Source organism: Salinimonas sediminis, from assembly GCF_003429285.1.
GTDB classification, from domain to species: domain Bacteria; phylum Pseudomonadota; class Gammaproteobacteria; order Enterobacterales; family Alteromonadaceae; genus Alteromonas; species Alteromonas indica.
Map to the genome: position 1 here is coordinate 3,228,932 of NZ_CP031769.1, position 17,229 is coordinate 3,246,160.

The 17,229-nt window shown below is 46.9% G+C and carries 11 protein-coding genes and 1 pseudogene; 6 read left to right on the top strand and 6 right to left on the bottom strand.

Annotation, left to right across the window (positions count from 1 at the left end; translation table 11 throughout):
- Positions 1-335 precede the first annotated feature (335 nt).
- The gene (locus tag D0Y50_RS14255; protein WP_117317541.1) at positions 336-893 is read right to left on the bottom strand and encodes a hypothetical protein; all 558 of its coding nucleotides are present in this window, start codon (positions 891-893) and stop codon (positions 336-338) included.
- A gap of 136 nt (positions 894-1,029) precedes the next feature.
- Here D0Y50_RS14255 and D0Y50_RS14260 point away from each other — a divergent pair.
- Positions 1,030-2,168 (top strand): annotated as a pseudogene (locus D0Y50_RS14260) (IS4 family transposase).
- Positions 2,169-2,242: 74 nt separating this feature from the next.
- On the opposite strand, the gene D0Y50_RS14265 reads toward D0Y50_RS14260, so the two are convergent.
- Both D0Y50_RS14265 and D0Y50_RS14275 read right to left on the bottom strand, forming a co-directional pair.
- Positions 2,243-2,629, bottom strand: coding sequence for a DUF6632 domain-containing protein (locus tag D0Y50_RS14265; protein ID WP_117317543.1), 387 nt, complete (start codon positions 2,627-2,629; stop codon positions 2,243-2,245).
- Between the two features lie 1,299 nt (positions 2,630-3,928).
- Complete coding sequence (locus D0Y50_RS14275) at positions 3,929-4,798, bottom strand: hypothetical protein (RefSeq protein ID WP_117317545.1); 870 nt, start codon at positions 4,796-4,798, stop codon at positions 3,929-3,931.
- A gap of 792 nt (positions 4,799-5,590) precedes the next feature.
- On the opposite strand from D0Y50_RS14275, the gene D0Y50_RS14280 reads away from it, so the two are divergent.
- Both D0Y50_RS14280 and D0Y50_RS14285 read left to right on the top strand, forming a co-directional pair.
- Complete coding sequence (locus D0Y50_RS14280) at positions 5,591-6,271, top strand: spermidine synthase (protein WP_108567622.1); 681 nt, start codon at positions 5,591-5,593, stop codon at positions 6,269-6,271.
- 153 nt (positions 6,272-6,424) lie between these two features.
- Entirely contained in the window at positions 6,425-7,663 is a 1,239-nt protein-coding gene (locus D0Y50_RS14285) for a DEAD/DEAH box helicase (protein ID WP_117317547.1), read from the top strand.
- A 225-nt stretch (positions 7,664-7,888) separates the two neighbouring features.
- Here D0Y50_RS14285 and D0Y50_RS14290 read toward each other — a convergent pair whose 3' ends face one another.
- Together D0Y50_RS14290 and D0Y50_RS14295 are read right to left on the bottom strand one after the other, a co-directional pair.
- Positions 7,889-8,563 carry a DUF998 domain-containing protein gene (locus tag D0Y50_RS14290; RefSeq protein ID WP_117317549.1) on the bottom strand — a complete coding sequence of 225 codons (675 nt, stop codon included), beginning with the start codon at positions 8,561-8,563 and terminating at the stop codon, positions 7,889-7,891.
- A gap of 113 nt (positions 8,564-8,676) precedes the next feature.
- Complete coding sequence (locus D0Y50_RS14295; RefSeq protein WP_117317551.1) at positions 8,677-9,111, bottom strand: hypothetical protein; 435 nt, start codon at positions 9,109-9,111, stop codon at positions 8,677-8,679.
- An 845-nt stretch (positions 9,112-9,956) separates the two neighbouring features.
- Here D0Y50_RS14295 and D0Y50_RS14300 point away from each other — a divergent pair.
- Positions 9,957-10,802: a DMT family transporter gene (locus D0Y50_RS14300; RefSeq protein WP_232366270.1), complete on the top strand. Its 846-nt coding sequence runs from the start codon at positions 9,957-9,959 to the stop codon at positions 10,800-10,802.
- 1,025 nt (positions 10,803-11,827) lie between these two features.
- On the top strand, positions 11,828-12,784 hold the full coding sequence (locus D0Y50_RS14305; RefSeq protein ID WP_117317555.1) for a hypothetical protein: 957 nt from the start codon (positions 11,828-11,830) through the stop codon (positions 12,782-12,784).
- Between the two features lie 118 nt (positions 12,785-12,902).
- Here D0Y50_RS14305 and D0Y50_RS14310 read toward each other — a convergent pair whose 3' ends face one another.
- Entirely contained in the window at positions 12,903-15,395 is a 2,493-nt protein-coding gene (locus D0Y50_RS14310; protein ID WP_108567616.1) for an InlB B-repeat-containing protein, read from the bottom strand.
- Positions 15,396-15,815: 420 nt separating this feature from the next.
- Between D0Y50_RS14310 and D0Y50_RS14320 the strand changes: the two genes are divergently transcribed.
- Entirely contained in the window at positions 15,816-17,123 is a 1,308-nt protein-coding gene (locus tag D0Y50_RS14320) for a short-chain fatty acid transporter (protein WP_117317559.1), read from the top strand.
- The last annotated feature ends 106 nt before the right edge of the window (positions 17,124-17,229 follow it).

Below are 17,229 nucleotides of genomic sequence, written 5' to 3' on the forward strand. Positions count from 1 at the left end.
CCAACCACTTATTTCCACGCTGACCACGTTGGGGGGTACGCGCATAAGTAGAATGGGGAGCCGTTTAGAGCGAATTGCAGATGTTCTGTGGAGTGTTTAGTGACAGACAGCTTCACTATGCCACTACAAGACAAGCAGCGGGCCCTCCTGATTAGAGACTTTGGGCTTCTGTATGTGCCATTTGCCGGACCGTCATGAATTTATAGTTGAATGATCACTATGGTGGTGTAGCAGTCTGTGAATAACGCATTGCTAAGGGGGCCGGAGCTGAGTTGATTATTTCGTGCTATTAAAACACGAAACGAGCTGTGCAGCAGAGGTCAAAGCTGCGTCATCTACTGAGCTTTGAGCGGCTTGTTATAAGCGTCTTGCCCAAAATCGACCTCGGTGTCTTCGATAAGTGTAAAATAGCCGTCTTTTTCTTCGAGTTGAAGCGCAATTGAAATATATACAGTTTGACCTTTTTGAGGCACCTCGTTGAAGCCTGCGCCAATAGAGAAAGACGCTTTTCCTTGTACTTCTTGTGATAGTAAACTTTGCGTTTCCCTGAAATTGTTAACTGCACGTTCTGAAAGCTTAAATGTGTATTCAGTTTTTGCCGGTTCGGATGAAAAGAAGCCTTCTTGCGCCGCTATCCTATCTCGTTTTTCGAGAACGAGTGGAAACGTAAAATTCCTGACCCCTTTTTCATTTTCCAAGCTAAGACTCAGGTTAATTTGCTCCATCTTTAGCGTGAAAGGTTCTGATAATCTTATTTTTGAACGTATTTGAAGAGGGTCTAAAGTAAGAAATCTTTGTTCATCAAAGTTACGATATTTAAGCATGGTCGAGATAGGAATGCTCGAACAGCCAAATAAAAAAAGAACTATAAAAACAAGAAAAATTTTTCTCATTATCTTTCCATGATAGACGGCTAACGCCTCGTTCTAGCGAATCCCCTCATAAATTAAAGCAGATTCAATAATATAGACACGCATGGCGCTATTTGATCTAATTCATTTCGCCAAAAACACACCAGAACAACACACCATGCGTGATATCTCTATCTTACATGATTTACTTAAAAATCAATGCCCTAATTTACATCAAAAACGTCTATCTTCTTTAATGGTTGCTGTGCAATCGTTGCTTGACGGACAGCAACTTTCTCTTACCGAGTTGGGCCGGAATATTACCGGGCCCGTCGCAGCTAAGCACAACATTAAACGTATCGATCGACTACTTGGTAATCGCGCTTTACACAACGAGAGATTCGATATTTATCGGTGGCATGCACGACTTCTTTGCGGAGCGAATCCAATGCCGATAATCCTAATAGATTGGTCTGATGTGCGAGAACAAATGCGCCATCAAACCCTGCGAGCCTCAGTGAGTTTTGAAGGACGTTCTGTCATCCTTTATGAGCGGGTATTTCCATTTTCTCAATATAACTCACCGGTCAGTCACAATCCCTTTCTACGAGAATTGGCAGCCATACTGCCTGAGCGCTGTTGCCCGCTTATCGTCACAGATGCGGGCTATCGCAACACCTGGTTCCGGGAAGTTGAAAAGCTTGATTGGTTCTGGCTTGGACGTGTCCGTGGTGAATTAGGTCGAAAAAGCTCCATTAATGCCTGTTTGCATCTGTTTAAAGCTAAATCCAAAGGACGTAAAGACCAGCGCTCTTCCAAAGCCGGGCGTCATCACAATGCACAGCAAAATTATCGTGATAGCAGTAAAGAGCCCTGGCTACTGGCAACGAATATCCCCGCGGAATCACTGTCCTCAAAGAAACTCGTCAACCTCTATGCCAAACGAATGCAAATAGAAGAAAGTTTCCGCGATATTAAAAGCCCTCAATACGGGCTGGGACTGCGTCAAAGCAGAACACGTCGCCCTAAACGATTCGATATGCTGTTGCTCATTGCAATGCTTGCCGAATGGCTACTAAGGCTGATTGGAATGATAGCGCACAAGCATAATTGGCAGTATGCCTTCCAGGCTAATACTGTCCGAAACCGTCCGGTCCTATCACTAATAAGACTGGGGCGGGAGTTCGGAAACGGCGACGGGATTACCCCGTTTCAATCACTGAAATTCGATGGGCTATAACGCAATACATCCGGCGGGTCCACGTTACCGGAGTGCCTGAATTGAGGTATTTTTTGTGTAGTGTAGTTTTAGGGTAGAGTGGCGCAGCCGCCCCAAAACCAAGAGAAGTAAAAAACGTCCTTATGACACACTTGTTAGCAGGGAGATTCGATTAGTGCGCGCCGTCGTTTTTAGGCATTAAATACCAAAGGACAAAAGCGACCAAAAATAACGCTGGAATATCGCCCAACATATTTGCATGTTCGGTTTCATCGACAATGGCTTGAGCAAGCATGATTCCTGCGTGAACAATACTAGACCAAACCGTAAACCAGATGAGGCTCGCGTGCGCCATTGGGTTTTTAGCAGCGCGGATCAAAAACACTCCCAATGTTATATAGATTCCCATAATCATTTGTTCATATTCTGGTTGTGACGGAGACCAACTCCATCCAGAAGGCCAAATTACCATCATCATTGCTGGGACGCCTACAATAAAAATGACACCAAACACATAGAGCGCTACTCTCAGAGATTTCAGCTTTTTTTCATCCTGCATGGTCGTTCTCCAATAGTTATTGTCTTACTGCTAACGCCTCGTTAAGCGGCGAAAAATAGTTGGCTAAAATCTGTGAGGCACGAACAAGAGCCAACTGTTTTTTGTCCGTTTAAACGACTTGTTAGCTTTGTGGGGACTAATACGAAGAAGTTAATGGACTTAGGTAGAAGCCCAAAGAGCGTAAGTCCTCTGAACTCAACCCTGCCGTCAACCCAGTTGCTACAACACTTGAACAAACCGCACTCGCCCCATTTACTACTGAAGCTGTGATACTTTTTACGTTTTGTTTTAATCTTTCCATAAAACCTCCTCTTTTAATTGTTGTAGGTGAAACCAACGAATTGCTTATGTAATTTAAAGTTATAACTACAAATGCGAGTACAGTTATTATGTCCAGAGTGCCGAGCTGGAGAATCGAACTCCAAACTTCTGCCTAAATCCACTAACCACTTGATTCTATCCGAAAAGTGATAACAGTCAATAATGCCAAATAAAGCCAACAATTTAATAAGGCGTAATTTGCGCGTTTTCTACCGAACTACTGCTCGTTTTTATCCATACTGCCATGGTGATCAAGTGTGACAAAGCCCGCGCAGTCAAAGGCTGCAAGAAAATAAAGCTATTCAATTTCAGGACACAAGCGCGCGATGAGGTCGTCTGCTTGAATATAGTCGTTTGCTTGAATATAGGGGAAAGGCTGCTTTAACTGTATATTTACCCACATAAATCGAAAGTCATGAAAAAAGTCTTCTCTGGTAAATTACATCACTGAGTACATGTTGCTAAGATAGTATTCTGCGCTGACTGCCTCTACTTATTTGAAGTGGATTTAAGCATATATTCACTTTCACGGGAAACATCACCCTACATCTATGGGTTATGATGAAGTTGAACCATACCTTGAACATTTGGTGTTGAATGCCACTACGCATTCAAGCCACCGCATTAAATGCGATATCGTTTCTTTATAAGTACATTATCAAGAATGAACTGTCGCTTAATTTGAATGATGTAAAAACAACACAAATAGATACTTATGTTCTTCAGCAAAGCGCAAATGGCATAGTAAGTCCTTGGTGACGTTTATCCTGATGGTGCAATAACACTATTGGCCTCTTTGGCACCCAAAGCGCCTTCTCAATTTATAGCGTACCTACTTCCGTTTTACGCTCAATGAGGTAATTAAAAACACAATGAGCCCACGACTTTTTTACGTTGCGAGCGCAATAGATGGATACAATATAAATTAAGCGACCAGATGCTACACAAGACAATACTGCGAGATGGCAAGGGAGCGTTTTATCGCTTTTTCACTTTAATTAGCGTGAAGTCGCCATGAGTTAATAGTCTTTCAGGGGCGCGAGTAGTGTGTAACATATAGCTGCCACTGATACCGAGCAACGTTGGTCTCATAGTTAACTCATTAGCAAACGGCGAGCCTTGCAGCTTGGTGCTAAGCTCCCCCTTACTTTGTGTAATATCGAGGGGATCGAAAGTCATTTCAGCTTTGCCTTCGAGTCCCGGCGTATAAACGGTAAAAACAGCTTGTTCATCGGGCAAGAATTTCAAAGATGCTATTTTTAAATTTTGCTCCCCTGATGTGTCCAACACTCCCATCCAGAAACCATACCATGGTCTGTTATATTCAACATTATTCAAACGAGGTTCTGCTGAGGCATGTTGATGGAATTGCTCTGGAATAGTTAGCTTGGCATTTTTCTTTAAAAGGTAAGACGAACTGTAAATTTCATTAGTTCGTAGTTTGATAGCATCTACTACTTTAAAACCCAACCCAATATGGGGTGTAAGGGTGAGTTGGTGTGGCGCGCCTCTTTTAGTGGTTGTCAAAATATGACAATCAAATTTTCCGCAGGTGATATCGTCGTCATCGAACCGTATTTGTGAAATTAGTTCAAAACCAAAGGCAATTTTGTAGGTCGATAGCGTATGGCTACGGTTATTGGTTAAATTCAAGACTTTTAATTCAGCCGTTGTGCGCTCTATGCCCTCCCAGGTGCCAACCGGAAAACCCTTTTTGCTAAACTTTTGCGTGTTACCAGGTAAACCTTCCTGGTGCCACTGTGCAACATTGGCCGCTATATCGTTGCCAGCATTGGTTGCCGCACACCCCGTTAAAATTAGCGAAAATAAAATAATTAAAATCTTCATTTTTTCCAAACATCCTTTTAGGAACAATAACGAGAAACGCTAAATAAGGTTACAAAAGCGTTTCCAGCTTCAATTAACAAGTCCACCGCTCATGGTTAAACAACAGAAGCGAGCAACTGCCGATTAGCGGTATTCGTCTAACATTCATACGCAACAACTACCATAAGATATACGCTGTGGCTCTGCGCATTACGCTATCATAGTTAAGTCTGTTTACGCGATCCTCGGCTATCGACAGACAATGAACCGGCTGAAGGTTAAGGTTGCCCCAGCGCAGCATTTGTCACGCGTCCGGGAGCTGCACCATAGGTAATCCTCCCAACCTAGCCATGGCGATTTACCTAAACACAGCACACGGAAAAACCACCTACCTGAAGACAGTTATACAACGAGCTCTGACGAGCTAAATATGGCGAGGCAGCGTTCGCTATCATGTTCGTCGTGCTTTGATTGAACCACATATGGCATGGTGAAAGGTTGCAGTTGTCGTTAATGTGGTTCGTGGTTCGTGGTTCCATCCTGCCCACCATCAGCGTATTAATATCGGGTTCGGGATTCTCTTTCGTTTAGGGCACAAAACGCACTGGCAGGTTTAATAAACCGCTCCCCTCGCGTTTGCAATAATAAATGTATAGGCTTTGCACCCTGGCATAGGACAACAGGCCCAGGGTACTTGCAAGTTTATTAACGCTGGTCTCATTAATGCCTGGCAAATATGCTACGCTGCGCGCCAATATTCAGTTTAAGCAAAAATAACTGTTCAACAGTGTACAACATAGGGTAAGCCTGCAGATGGTTCCATGGGTTAAATTGGGCGTAGCTCAAATTCCAAATAACGGTGGCGAATTAACGCTTTCTCAGCGGGACGAAGAGTTTAGTATTCGGCTTTCCGGTATTCGCGGCGAGTTGATGAATAGCCGTGTGTACAACTCTGAAAAGGAACTTTCTCAAATGGGCTGCGCTCACCTTAAGTCGACGCCTAACGCACACGTGCTAGTGGGCGGCTTAGGAATGGGCTACACACTGGCAGCGGCGCTAAACGAGGTCACGCCCAGCTCACAGGTTACGGTGGCAGAGTTAATCCCCGAGGTAGTGGAATGGAACCAGGGCCCATTGGGTAAATGTGCCAAAAATCCACTTCAAGACCCCAGAACCACGGTTAAAACAGGTGATGTTAAGTACCTTTTAAATACCCGAAAACCCACATACGATGCCATTTTACTAGATGTCGATAATGGGCCCGAAGGTTTAACCCATTCTGATAATAACTGGATTTATTCGTTCGAGGGTTTACAAGACATCTACCAGGTTCTTAAACCCAAAGGTATGCTCGCCATCTGGTCAGCCGGGCCTGATTATCTGTTTTCGGTGCGTCTTAAAAAAGCTGGCTATAAGGTAGATACCCGCATTGCCAGAGCCCGCAAAGGCAAAGGAAGTAAGCACACCATCTTCCTGGCAAAAAAACCGGCCTAAATGCATGCTTGTAAAGCCAGGAGGGGTGTTGCTCCTGGCAGTGATGCCCACCTCTACCTGCGTTATTTGCAAAACGCCAATAATTAGTGACACATAAATCATCTGTAACCCGTATTATATGGCCAATTTTAATAAGCTGTGGACTCCCCACGTATGTCATTTAGCGCTTTAGGCCTATGCACAGAACTTCTCAACACCGTTGCTGAAAAGGGCTATACCCAGCCATCGCCCATTCAAAACGAGGCCATTCCAGCGATATTGCAACGCCGTGATATTATCGCGATAGCGCAAACAGGTACCGGCAAAACAGCCAGCTTTTCATTACCGATTTTGCACCTGTTGGCAGCCACGCCGCGCCCTCAGACCCATGGTGTGAGAGCCCTAATCATAGCCCCCACCCGAGAGCTTGCTGCCCAGGTTGCCGCCAACGTGGATAACTACAGCCAGCATATGAATATGCGCACAACCGCCGTATTTGGCGGGGTGCGGATTGAGCCGCAACTATATGCGTTAGAGCAAGGTGTGGATATCCTCATCGCCACTCCCGGGCGCCTGGTAGATTTATACAAGCAAGGGGCAATCAACTTTGAGCATCTCGAAATACTGGTGCTGGATGAAGCTGATCGCATGCTGGACTTAGGTTTTATCGAGTCTATTCATTTCATTCAAAGCTTACTCCCTGAGAAACGCCAAACCCTGTTGTTTTCAGCCACGTTTACCAAAGACATCAAAACGCTGGCAACGGCAATGCTTAATAACCCGATAACAATTGAGTTAGCCACTGCGCATGATCATATCGACAGCATTACCCAGCTATTACACCCGGTAGACAAAGCGCGCAAGAACGCGCTTCTCCTTCACCTTATTAACCAAAATGACTGGGCTCAAATATTGGTATTTACGCGCACCAAACGAGGCGCGGATAGCCTAAGAAACGAACTGGAACAGGCCGGTATTGCGGCTGAATCTATTCATGCTAATAGAACTCAGCAAGCCCGTACATTAGCGTTAGATGGCTTTAAAAGTGGCCGCTTGAAGGTGCTGATAGGAACAGACCTTGCCGCAAGAGGCATTGATATTGAGCAGTTACCCTGCGTTATTAATGTTGATTTGCCCTACGTGCCTGAAGACTATATTCACCGAATTGGCCGTACCGGCAGAGCGTCAGCCAAAGGCTTAGCGATATCGCTATTTAGCGATGACGAATCGAAGCAATTGAAATCAATCGAGCGTCTTCTTGGCCGGCAGTTTAAAAAAACAATCGTGGCTGGGTTTGCCCCCACACCGAAGCCACCAGTGATTAAAGCAGAAGAAAACCTATACGGTAATTTTGAAGCTGACGACAATTCGAAGCGCAAAGGCAGATCGAAAGGCCGTAAAAAGCGCCGCTAGCATTGCGCTTTGTCAATGCCTCGGGCCCTCAAGTAATATGCAAATAACGACGGGGTAATGCAAATTGCAGGCGTAAAGGATATTTAATGTTGTTTGAGAACGGCCATTAACGCCCAGTTTAACGGCCCGAATACATAGGCTAAAATAAATAAATAACTAACGAAGCGCAGTATTTTATGCACTGGTATCCGTATCCGCGCGAGTGCAAACCGTTGTTTGTGGTTTTTATGCAACCACATAGAGTGAATAAATGAACAACCACAATATTTGAAAGCCGTAACTTAACCTTTGATGCAGGCCGGGCACAGTGTTGCGCTTAAGCGCTTTTGCGAGTTTATAGGAAAAATAAAAACAGCCAAAAATACACAAACCAGACATAAATCTAAGTGGCGCAGGATAAAAGTTAGAACAAACAACTATCAACGGTGCAATGATGAACGAAACGAGCATTATTAACCCAGACCACATGTGGATTTTACAGCTGGGGGAAGGCGATTTTGTATAGACGTCAGCATCCATCGGGAAAAAGCCGCAAATCCAAGTACCTATACCGTGAATAATAACCAGCGCACCTATTGCCACGGTGGGTAAATGGAACTGATACGAAACAATTAAGTCATATCCAAAAAGAACGAATAAAGCCCCTAACGGGTAGTTATTTATGGCCGGAGACAGTTTTTGAGTCGGGCTACCAAAAGCACCTAGTTCACTACAAAATTGCTTTGTATGGCTGTAATTTGGATAAAACCGCGAAGCAATATAAATACCTAAAACAATCCATACACAAGCGATGATACCGGTAAAGGATAAAAAAACGTCCAAGTTTGCTTGCTCCTTGTAAAACCAACGCCTCGAAAACGCACCGAGTGAAGACGGCGCCTCTTTAGAAAAAGTGACCATTTTCGTTAACGCACGTGCTTTAACGGGTTATACGTTTTCACCCAATAACTCTTCAACAAGCACAAATACCTGGCCCATCTCCAGCGAATGCAGTGAGCGGGTTTAGCGCCTGGCTAGGCCCTCTGGTCCGCCTTGTCTCGTTTTGCCAGAAAGAGCGCGCAGATAACAACAGGTAACACTTTTGCCAGCCAAGTTGCCAGAAAAAATAATAGCTCGTCAGTGCTGAGCAGTACCTGTGTTAGTGAAAACAGCATAAACAAAATAAAGGGGCTAGCCATTAGCGTATACATAACCTTTATTTGTAGCCGTGTTATCGCCCAGCCAAAAAACGTAAATATAATTGCCGCTGGTATGCCAAGAGTGACTAAATCTACAAGTGAAAATGCAAAAGAGGGCGAGAGCGACGTAAGGGGATCAAGAATGCTTTTCGGAATTACAAGCGCTGCGCCGTAGCCGAATACAGTTATTGCCACAAAGACAAAAAAGATACCAGCGAAAAGGCTAGCAGCATAATTGATGTATCTTGGGTACGCTTTAATGACTTCCATTCCTTTAAATCCTTTTTAGTGCAGAACGTCTACAATAACGGGCCGTAGTGTTGGCGCTGCGTATGAGCACCACATGTCGAAGGCTAGCTTCGAGGCAGCTTGGCTGGCAGACTTTAATTGGTTTGTCAGGTGTATTATACATCGTAAAATACATTTGTAGCTAAACCACAGACCTCTGCATATTGCCGCAGGCGTGATATAAATTCTATAAAAGAGTCCGCCACCACAAAACTATTGCCGATATCACTTTCAGCAACCACTGACTTTAGACGCTATCGCCGCAATAAGCGAACGTAAGCGCAGAAAGACCCGCAGGGTAAAGGCAGGGAGAAATTAGTCAGCCTTTTTAAAGCGAACCCCGGCAGGACAATATTTGCTCTGCTTAATTGCGTCCGTGGGTTAGTGCTTGCGAAGGGGGCGTACGCGTTGTATTTTTGGCTGTAACTGTATGCGCCTACCCTGTATCCCTCGTCCTACCTTTCGTGGGCATCGCATTCGTCGCAAAATTATCTGGCTTTACCGCCTTTACTAGCTGGCAGCTTGCCTTGGGGCTCTGACACCGTAAAGTGAGGCCTTTCTTGCCCTGCCGCTTCAACGTTACCCGCGCGATTGTACTTTGTGGTGTCGGTCAGGCGATCCTCTTTGCCCTAACAGGTTATAAGAATATACAGCGGATAGCCTCTCGGTATGGGTAGTGTACCTTTTACTTGGTTCACCTTTACGATAGCGGGGGGCGACTTCCCCTGTTTCTATTTTTTACCGCGCATTTTATTTTATAGACGCCTTTTCTCAGGAGAATTTTCATTAAACGCCATCCGGAACTTTTACTACTTTTCACCTCTGCTGTGGCCGCTGCGGGGTGGATATTTTCCAAAGAAACCGTCCAGGGTATGCCGCCGTTTGGTTTTATTGGCCTGCGTTTTATTCTGGCTGCAGTGTTATTGTTTTTGTTTTGCTATCGTGGGGTATTAGCAGCAAGCCGCCCAGATTTACTACGGGCAGCGGGCACCGGGTTGGTGTTGGGGCTTAGCCTGACCTGCTGGATTCATGCAATTGCGATCAGTGGCACCCTGGGTGAAGGGGCCTTTATCATGAGCTTGTCGATGCTGGTAGTGCCGCTGCTGGCTTGGCCCTTATTTAAAGAAAAACCGGCCGGGATTTTTTGGCTCTCTTTACCGATTGCTCTGGTGGGGCTGTTCTTTCTGTCCTCAACAGAGGGCAAACAATGGGGGTTGGCACTCAATCAGCTGTGGTTTTTAGCGGCGGCGATTTTGCTTGCTCTGCATTTTAATTTAAACAGTCAGTGTTCACGTCGGTTGCCCGCACTGGTATTAACCAGTGTACAGTTACTGGTTACCGGCTTTTTAGGCATAGCCGCATCATTGTTGTTTGAAACCTGGCCCAACACGATAGATAACGCAATATGGGGCTGGTTTTTATTAAGCACAGTGCTCGCCACCAGTTTGCGTTACCTGATGCAAACTGCCGGGCAGCAAAATAGCTCCTCATCTAATGCCGCGCTCATTATGTTGCTGGAGCCGGTATGGACGGTGGTACTGAGCGTGGCGATATACCGCGAGCAATTGTCTACGAACAAAGTCATTGGTAGCACGCTGATATTGCTTGCTTTAGTGGCTTATCGTTCAACCGCTTTGTGGCGCAAGTATTCAGCGCCGCAATCGGCCGGATAAGTGAAGGCCAAAGCCGGCCAACGTGTTCCATAGCGGTTCACCCCTCGGGGTAACCGCTATGTACCGGCCTATGCTTGCTCTACCACACCGCCATTGCCTTTCTCTATCAATTATCCCTCTCTATCAATCACCCTTCTCTATCAATTACCCCTCTATCAATTACCCCTCTATCAATTACAGACCCTGATAGGTGAGTTGCGCCCCGGCTAGCCCGAACACCATTCGGTTTGCAGTCACGCCGTTCCTTCGCGGCAGACCCGTTGTCCTGGCCGGGCAGCCTTATCCCTAACAATGCATAGCCCATCCTGGCACAGCAGCGCGCAGCTTAAAACAACCAACCTGACAGCAAAGTAAAAAGTCTAAAAAAACTGCTTATACAATCAACATAAGCCGCCCCCTACCCCGCTTTAAGTGTGCGCTAATAAGGCAGTATAAATAGCTGCTTTTTTATTAGGGGAAGCGGTATCTAGCCGAATTTACCCCATTAAATTGCCCGGCCAGGATAGTTGAATTTCAACCTTCACTTTGCCTTCTCGGTCACCACCTTTCACCGTTATTCGGTACTCACTATACTCGATAGTAGCAACCCAAAACATTCTGCCAATATCTATCAAAGCATTGATTTTTATTACATTATTTTAAAATAACAGTAGCGGGGACTTGCGATTCAGGTACGTTGTATATGAAGAAATGTCGGCTTTATTTACAATAAATTCACATTAACGAGTGCTTGGTTGCGTGTTTTTTGGGTTTTGTTGGTAGAGCCACCGCCGCCTTGGCGCCTGGTTAAAAGCCAGTGGGAATACGGTGCTGATAACGAAGTGAGCTTGCCCACACCAGACCAACGTATAGCCCAAAAATAGGGGTTTACCCTGATGTCGATATAATTAACACAATATTTTCATGAACTTATACAAATAAAATAAATTTTATAAAAATCTACAAGTTACTACTTTGGTATGAATTAATCTCATTCAATAGCACTTTAGGACCACCCTAAAGGCGACACAAATGAGGAACGTATAATGAAAACGATAATTTGTGAAAATAAAGCCAGAACCCGTTTGCTTTCGTTCACCGCACTGGCGCTGGTAGCTGCCTCGGGGAGTAGCACCGCACGGGCTTCCGTTATAAGCGCCAACAGCGATGCTTACGCACTGGGCCTTTCTGCTGAGGTTGCCAATACTCTGTTAAACGTCAATGTCACTGCTCCGGCAGGAGTTATTGGTGCTGCACCATCGCCATATAATATCAATCAAAGTATTGGCCAAGCCGATATCGATTTAGCGGCCAATAGTGTCAGCTTCGGATTATTGGATGTGCAACTTGCCGCCCTGGCCGATAGCAGTATTTTTTCAGCCTCGGCCCAGTCTGATGTTGATGGAAGCGCTGGCAATAAAAGTGTCTCAGCCGACGCAACTATTAACAATCTAGGTTTAGATCTGTTTAATACATCATTGTTTTCAGGCCCTACTGAAGCCGCGCTGGGTTTGTCAGCATCCACCATTTATTCGCAAGCCGGGGTGAGCGGCGATCACGGCACAATGGCCGCCGATGCAATAAGCTATATTGAGAACTTTTCGTTGAATTTGTTTGGCCTGGGCGAAATTGATCTTGTCTCTTTAGGCCTGGTGGCCGATGCCAATGGCTTCATTTATGCTGACCCAAACTTCACCGTGCTTGATGTTAACGGTATAACCGGTCTGGACTTAGTGCTCAATGAACAAATCAGTACTTGTTCTGCGTCTCAATGCAACAGCGAGGTCAACGCACTAAAGCTTAGGTTTGATGGGGTAAATATTGGCGGCCTGGGGCTGGATTTAGGTAACTTTCTGGACGGCACATTAGATGGTGAAATTATTTTAGGCCACGCCTACGCCAATCTGAATGCGCAGGTCAATGCGGTACCCGCACCGGCTTCGGTTGGCTTATTTGGAGCTGTGCTGCTATTGCTGGGATGTTTGCGCAGACCAGGTCGCTAAGCTTGTTCCCTGAGGCTGGCTAACATAAAAAGGGCGGCGTAACTTATTACGCTGCCCTTCGCTTATCTACCTTGGTTAACCCCGCTGTGCGGGGCTAACATTTTTACCACCACGCCGCTTATAAAGTTCTGACACACGCCGCGTGACGTATAGCGCTACGTTGTGTAGAGCGGGCTATACTGTAACTTTGCGGCGCAACCTGTAATACCTGGCTTTGGCCGTCTCCTGCTACCGATGCTGACCAGAAGAAACGCGTCACATTCGCCACTGTAAGGTTTAATGCCGGGCTATCTGTATTCACAAATGCTGCACTAAATTCCTGCTGCGTGGGTAAGCGCCAATTGGTCGCCCCGTTGTCCTGTTTTGCTTCACAATAAGCTACCGCTTCAAACACATTCATGCGCGCATAGTCGGGTTCACTCAGCCATTCCAACTGGGCAGTTTCATCATAATCCGTGTTAATCGCCACCGCTTCAATCTCAACCTGCTGCCTGGCATTCTGATCGGAGGTAACCGTCACTGCGGCAAAGGCGGAGGACGATGCATTGCGTTGTACCTGTACATCACAGCTCTCACCAGGTTGTAACGCCGCACCCTCACAGGTTGAAGCAAGAATGCCAAAGTGACTTGCATTAAATCCGGTCAGGCCAGTTGTTAAACCGGTTTGCGCTGAATCAGTATTGTTACTAAAGCTCACCGTAATGGTTTCGTTTACCGCGGCTCCAGGTAGCACTGCCAGATTAACTGACGGCATCAGCCGGGGGGGCGTTACCTGCAAGGTAGCATTTAATGTTTCACCTTCACCCTGTACGCTAACCAGCTCAATTGTAATGTCGCGATACGGGTCGGTAAAACTTTGCGTTATGCCCACATCCGATGTGTCGGTCTGCGTTAAGTACACTACATCGCGTAATGTATCAGACACATTGTTAGTGCGGGTATGAGGTACGGAAACCAATAATTGATAGGCCGATTCAATAGCGCGCCCTTCGAACAATGACGCATCCAGGCCAACTGGCGCCTTTAATTCCGCATTAATATATAACGGATTGCCAGACTTATCGGGCGCATACGCTACCCGAACCAGTTGCACCCCCTCTGCGGGTAAAGACGACTGATTCAATGTAATGGTAGCCGGGTTATCCACTACCACCGTTTGTTCGTCGCTCAGCCAACCGGCCTGCTTTCGCACCACGGCGCTGAACATCGCACTGGACTGCCCAATAGCGCCCATTGGCATAACACTGTTGCCCGCCACCCCAGTCGGGCAGTCGCTAATACTCCGATAGCTTAAGGTTTGGGTGGGAAGCGTCGAACATGCAATACTATCGGTATGGCGCATCCCAAAGGTATGGCCCAGCTCGTGAAGTAAGGTAGCCTTACTGACGCATTCACTGGCATTGTGGGTAACATAATGCTGCCAGCCATCCTGCGTAGTGGTATCCAGCGCGGCATAGCAAACGTAAGGATTGTTCGGATTATCGTTGATAACGGTAATTAGCCGGTCGTAACTGGTATAGTTTTCCACCGTGCTGGCAATGTGCTGGTAAATTTGCTCGCGATGGTCTGCGCCCAATTGCACCGTGGCATCTAACAAGCCACTGTCGGAGGTAGGTGCCCCGCTGGTGTCGGTACCCGTAAACTCAAGCGCGCTAGCAATGGCTGGCTCTAGCCAGGTCTGGCCGGCGGAACCATCAACAACATAGCGGTTAATAGCATCTGGTTGGGTGATAAACATGTCAATCAGCTGGTCATCAGAGGCGCCCTCAAGAGGCCCCCGGCCAACAAAGCTAACAGGTACAATTAAGGTTTTCTGGCCACCCAAATTTGCGCGTGTCAGGGTGTCAGGCTGCGGTTCAAAGGTACCGGTAATCTGGCAACTTTGTGCAGCAGTAAACTGATAAATATTTCCTTTAAGCGTGCCATTACACCCGCTGATATCGCTAAGCATGGTGGTGGCGTCAGGCACCATCGTCACAAATACGCTGGCACCCGGCGCTACCGTTTGCTGCGCCGGATAAACTGTACCGCCGCCGGTAACAGCACTGGAAATCACGACCGACTCGGCAAAACTGACATTCACCGTACAACTTTGTTGCAGCGCAGCGGTGGTGAAGATATTGCCTTCCAGAGTGCCCTCGCACCCCGCAGCCTGTTCAATATAAAAACCGTCATCCGGGGTAAGGGTGAAAGTTGCCGAAGCGCCGGGCTCTACGGTTTGTGCGGCCGGGCTAATCTGGCCTCCTGCGTTGCCTTGCGCACTTGCAATTACCTCAGCAGCCTGCTCAGTAAAGCGAACCTCGACCGTACAGTTTTGGCTAATCGCCCCGGTGGTATAGCGCAGGTCGGTTAAGCTACCCTCACAGCCCTCTACTGAAGTCAGGCTATAGCCACTTTCCGCAGATAGCGTAATTTCTAACGAAGCGCCGCTCTCTACTTGCTCGCGGGTAACCGAAGCGGTGCCCCCGTCATTAGTGTTAACTTGCACGGTATAGGTTGGTACCGGCGCAGGCGTTGAATCTGGCGGGGCGCTATCGCCTTCGTCTGATCCACCGCCGCCACATGCCCCCAACACCAAACTTAGGGCCATTACTATGGCTGATTTTTTCATGTGTATTCCTCAATTCTTTTTATTAGCGTTATCACAACATTATTGTTAGCCAACAGCAGGGGAACCCTGGCATTTGCCTGACGCGCGGCGGCCAGCATTTATTGTCAGGCATACCGAAATCTTTCAAGCCCATTAAGGCGAACTGATAATAAACAGTTTGCGGGCAGATAAAGATCACACCAAAGATGAATATATTTTTTGCTGCAACCATTTTACTAACCCGCCAGGGTAAATTATGCCGAACACACGCCTGGTTACTGCCTATCTATACAGCGGCGACCTTAGCCACAACCCAATTAGTAACAGCTTGGCAACGCTTTCACACAACCGGTTTAAATTTGACTTGTACAGGGTCACCCCGGTTCGCTATGGTGTAACAATATTGTAAATTTTTAGCCCTTTACGGATGCATAGGTACTTATGCTACATGCCGCAGCGAAACCTTTTGTTAAACTGGTCGACCGTTATTTGCCCGACCCCTATATCTTTGTTTTACTGTTAACAGTGGTAGTGTTCGCCGCGGCAGTATTGGTTGAACAACAACCAGTGATGACAGTACTGATGCAGTGGGGCGATGGCTTTTGGGGCTTACTTAGTTTTTCCATGCAAATGCTGTTGGTGCTGGTCACCGGCTTCATGTTGGCTAGCACACCCGTAGTCAAACGTTTGCTCGACCGACTGGCCCGGCTTGCCACCAGCCCCGGCAAGGCCATTGTATTGGTAACCCTGGTATCGCTTAGCGCCAGCTGGCTAAACTGGGGGTTCGGCCTGGTAGTGGGTGCCTTATTTGCCAAAGCGCTGGCGCGTACCGTCAAGGTTGACTATCGCTTGCTGGTAGCCAGTGCCTATTCAGGTTTTGTGGTATGGCATGGGGGACTGGCCGGATCGATCCCCTTAACTATCGCCACCAGCGGCCATTTTACCGCCCAGCAAATCGGGGTTATTCCTACCAGCGAGACAATTTTTGCCGGTTTTAACCTATTGTTACTGGGCATCCTGTTCATCGTTATGCCAATCGTTAACCGCCTGATGCTTCCTACTGAAAAAGACAGTGTGCTGATAAGCGCCGCGCACCTTAACGATTCAGCCCAACCCACCACGGCTGACCCGCGCCCTGCCGCCAAACTGGAAAACAGCCCGGTGCTAGCTATGCTGGTAGGTTTTGCAGGGTTGGCTTACCTGATACTGTATTTTATCGAGCAAGGGGGGTTAAACCTGAATGTGGTTAATTTTCTTTTTTTGTTCTTAGCTATCGTGCTGCATGGCACACCCAGGCGGTTACTGCACTGCTTACAGCAGGCAATGCAAGGCGGCGCAGGTATTGTTATACAGTTTCCGTTTTACGCGGGCATTATGGCGATAATGGTCGGATCGGGCTTAGCGCAAAGCCTGTCGCAATGGTTAATCAGCTTTGCTAGCGCTGAAACCCTCGCCCTGTATAGCTTTCTTAGTGCGGGCATAGTAAACATTTTTGTGCCTTCCGGGGGCGGCCAGTGGGCTGTGCAGGCGCCAGTTATTTTGCCAGCAGCATTAACACTGGGGGCAGATATTAACAAAGTTGCTATGGCTGTAGCCTGGGGTGATGCCTGGACGAATTTAATTCAGCCTTTCTGGGCGTTACCGGTACTGGCGATTGCCGGGCTTAAGGCCAAAGATATAATGGGTTTTTGTCTGGTTCAGTTAATTGTTACGGGCCTGATAATCAGTGCAGTACTATTGCTGACCTAAGCCAATAGCGAACAGTTCGCGTATGCGGTTAGGCCACTTATTTACGCCTTGCACTATGCCTGCATGAGTTGTCGTATCAGGCTGAGTTACGCCATAACCCAGCCCA

What these genes read in the sequence shown, in the direction of transcription:
- D0Y50_RS14275 (WP_117317545.1), bottom strand. Translation starts at nt 4,798, where the DNA reads ATGAAGATTTTAATTATTTTATTTTCGCTAATTTTAACGGGGTGTGCG.
- D0Y50_RS14280 (WP_108567622.1), top strand. Translation starts at nt 5,591, where the DNA reads ATGGTTCCATGGGTTAAATTGGGCGTAGCTCAAATTCCAAATAACGGT.
- D0Y50_RS14285 (WP_117317547.1), top strand. Translation starts at nt 6,425, where the DNA reads ATGTCATTTAGCGCTTTAGGCCTATGCACAGAACTTCTCAACACCGTT.
- D0Y50_RS14305 (WP_117317555.1), top strand. Translation starts at nt 11,828, where the DNA reads ATGAAAACGATAATTTGTGAAAATAAAGCCAGAACCCGTTTGCTTTCG.
- D0Y50_RS14255 (WP_117317541.1), bottom strand. Translation starts at nt 893, where the DNA reads ATGAGAAAAATTTTTCTTGTTTTTATAGTTCTTTTTTTATTTGGCTGT.
- D0Y50_RS14310 (WP_108567616.1), bottom strand. Translation starts at nt 15,395, where the DNA reads ATGAAAAAATCAGCCATAGTAATGGCCCTAAGTTTGGTGTTGGGGGCA.
- D0Y50_RS14265 (WP_117317543.1), bottom strand. Translation starts at nt 2,629, where the DNA reads ATGCAGGATGAAAAAAAGCTGAAATCTCTGAGAGTAGCGCTCTATGTG.
- D0Y50_RS14320 (WP_117317559.1), top strand. Translation starts at nt 15,816, where the DNA reads ATGCTACATGCCGCAGCGAAACCTTTTGTTAAACTGGTCGACCGTTAT.
- D0Y50_RS14290 (WP_117317549.1), bottom strand. Translation starts at nt 8,563, where the DNA reads ATGGTCACTTTTTCTAAAGAGGCGCCGTCTTCACTCGGTGCGTTTTCG.
- D0Y50_RS14295 (WP_117317551.1), bottom strand. Translation starts at nt 9,111, where the DNA reads ATGGAAGTCATTAAAGCGTACCCAAGATACATCAATTATGCTGCTAGC.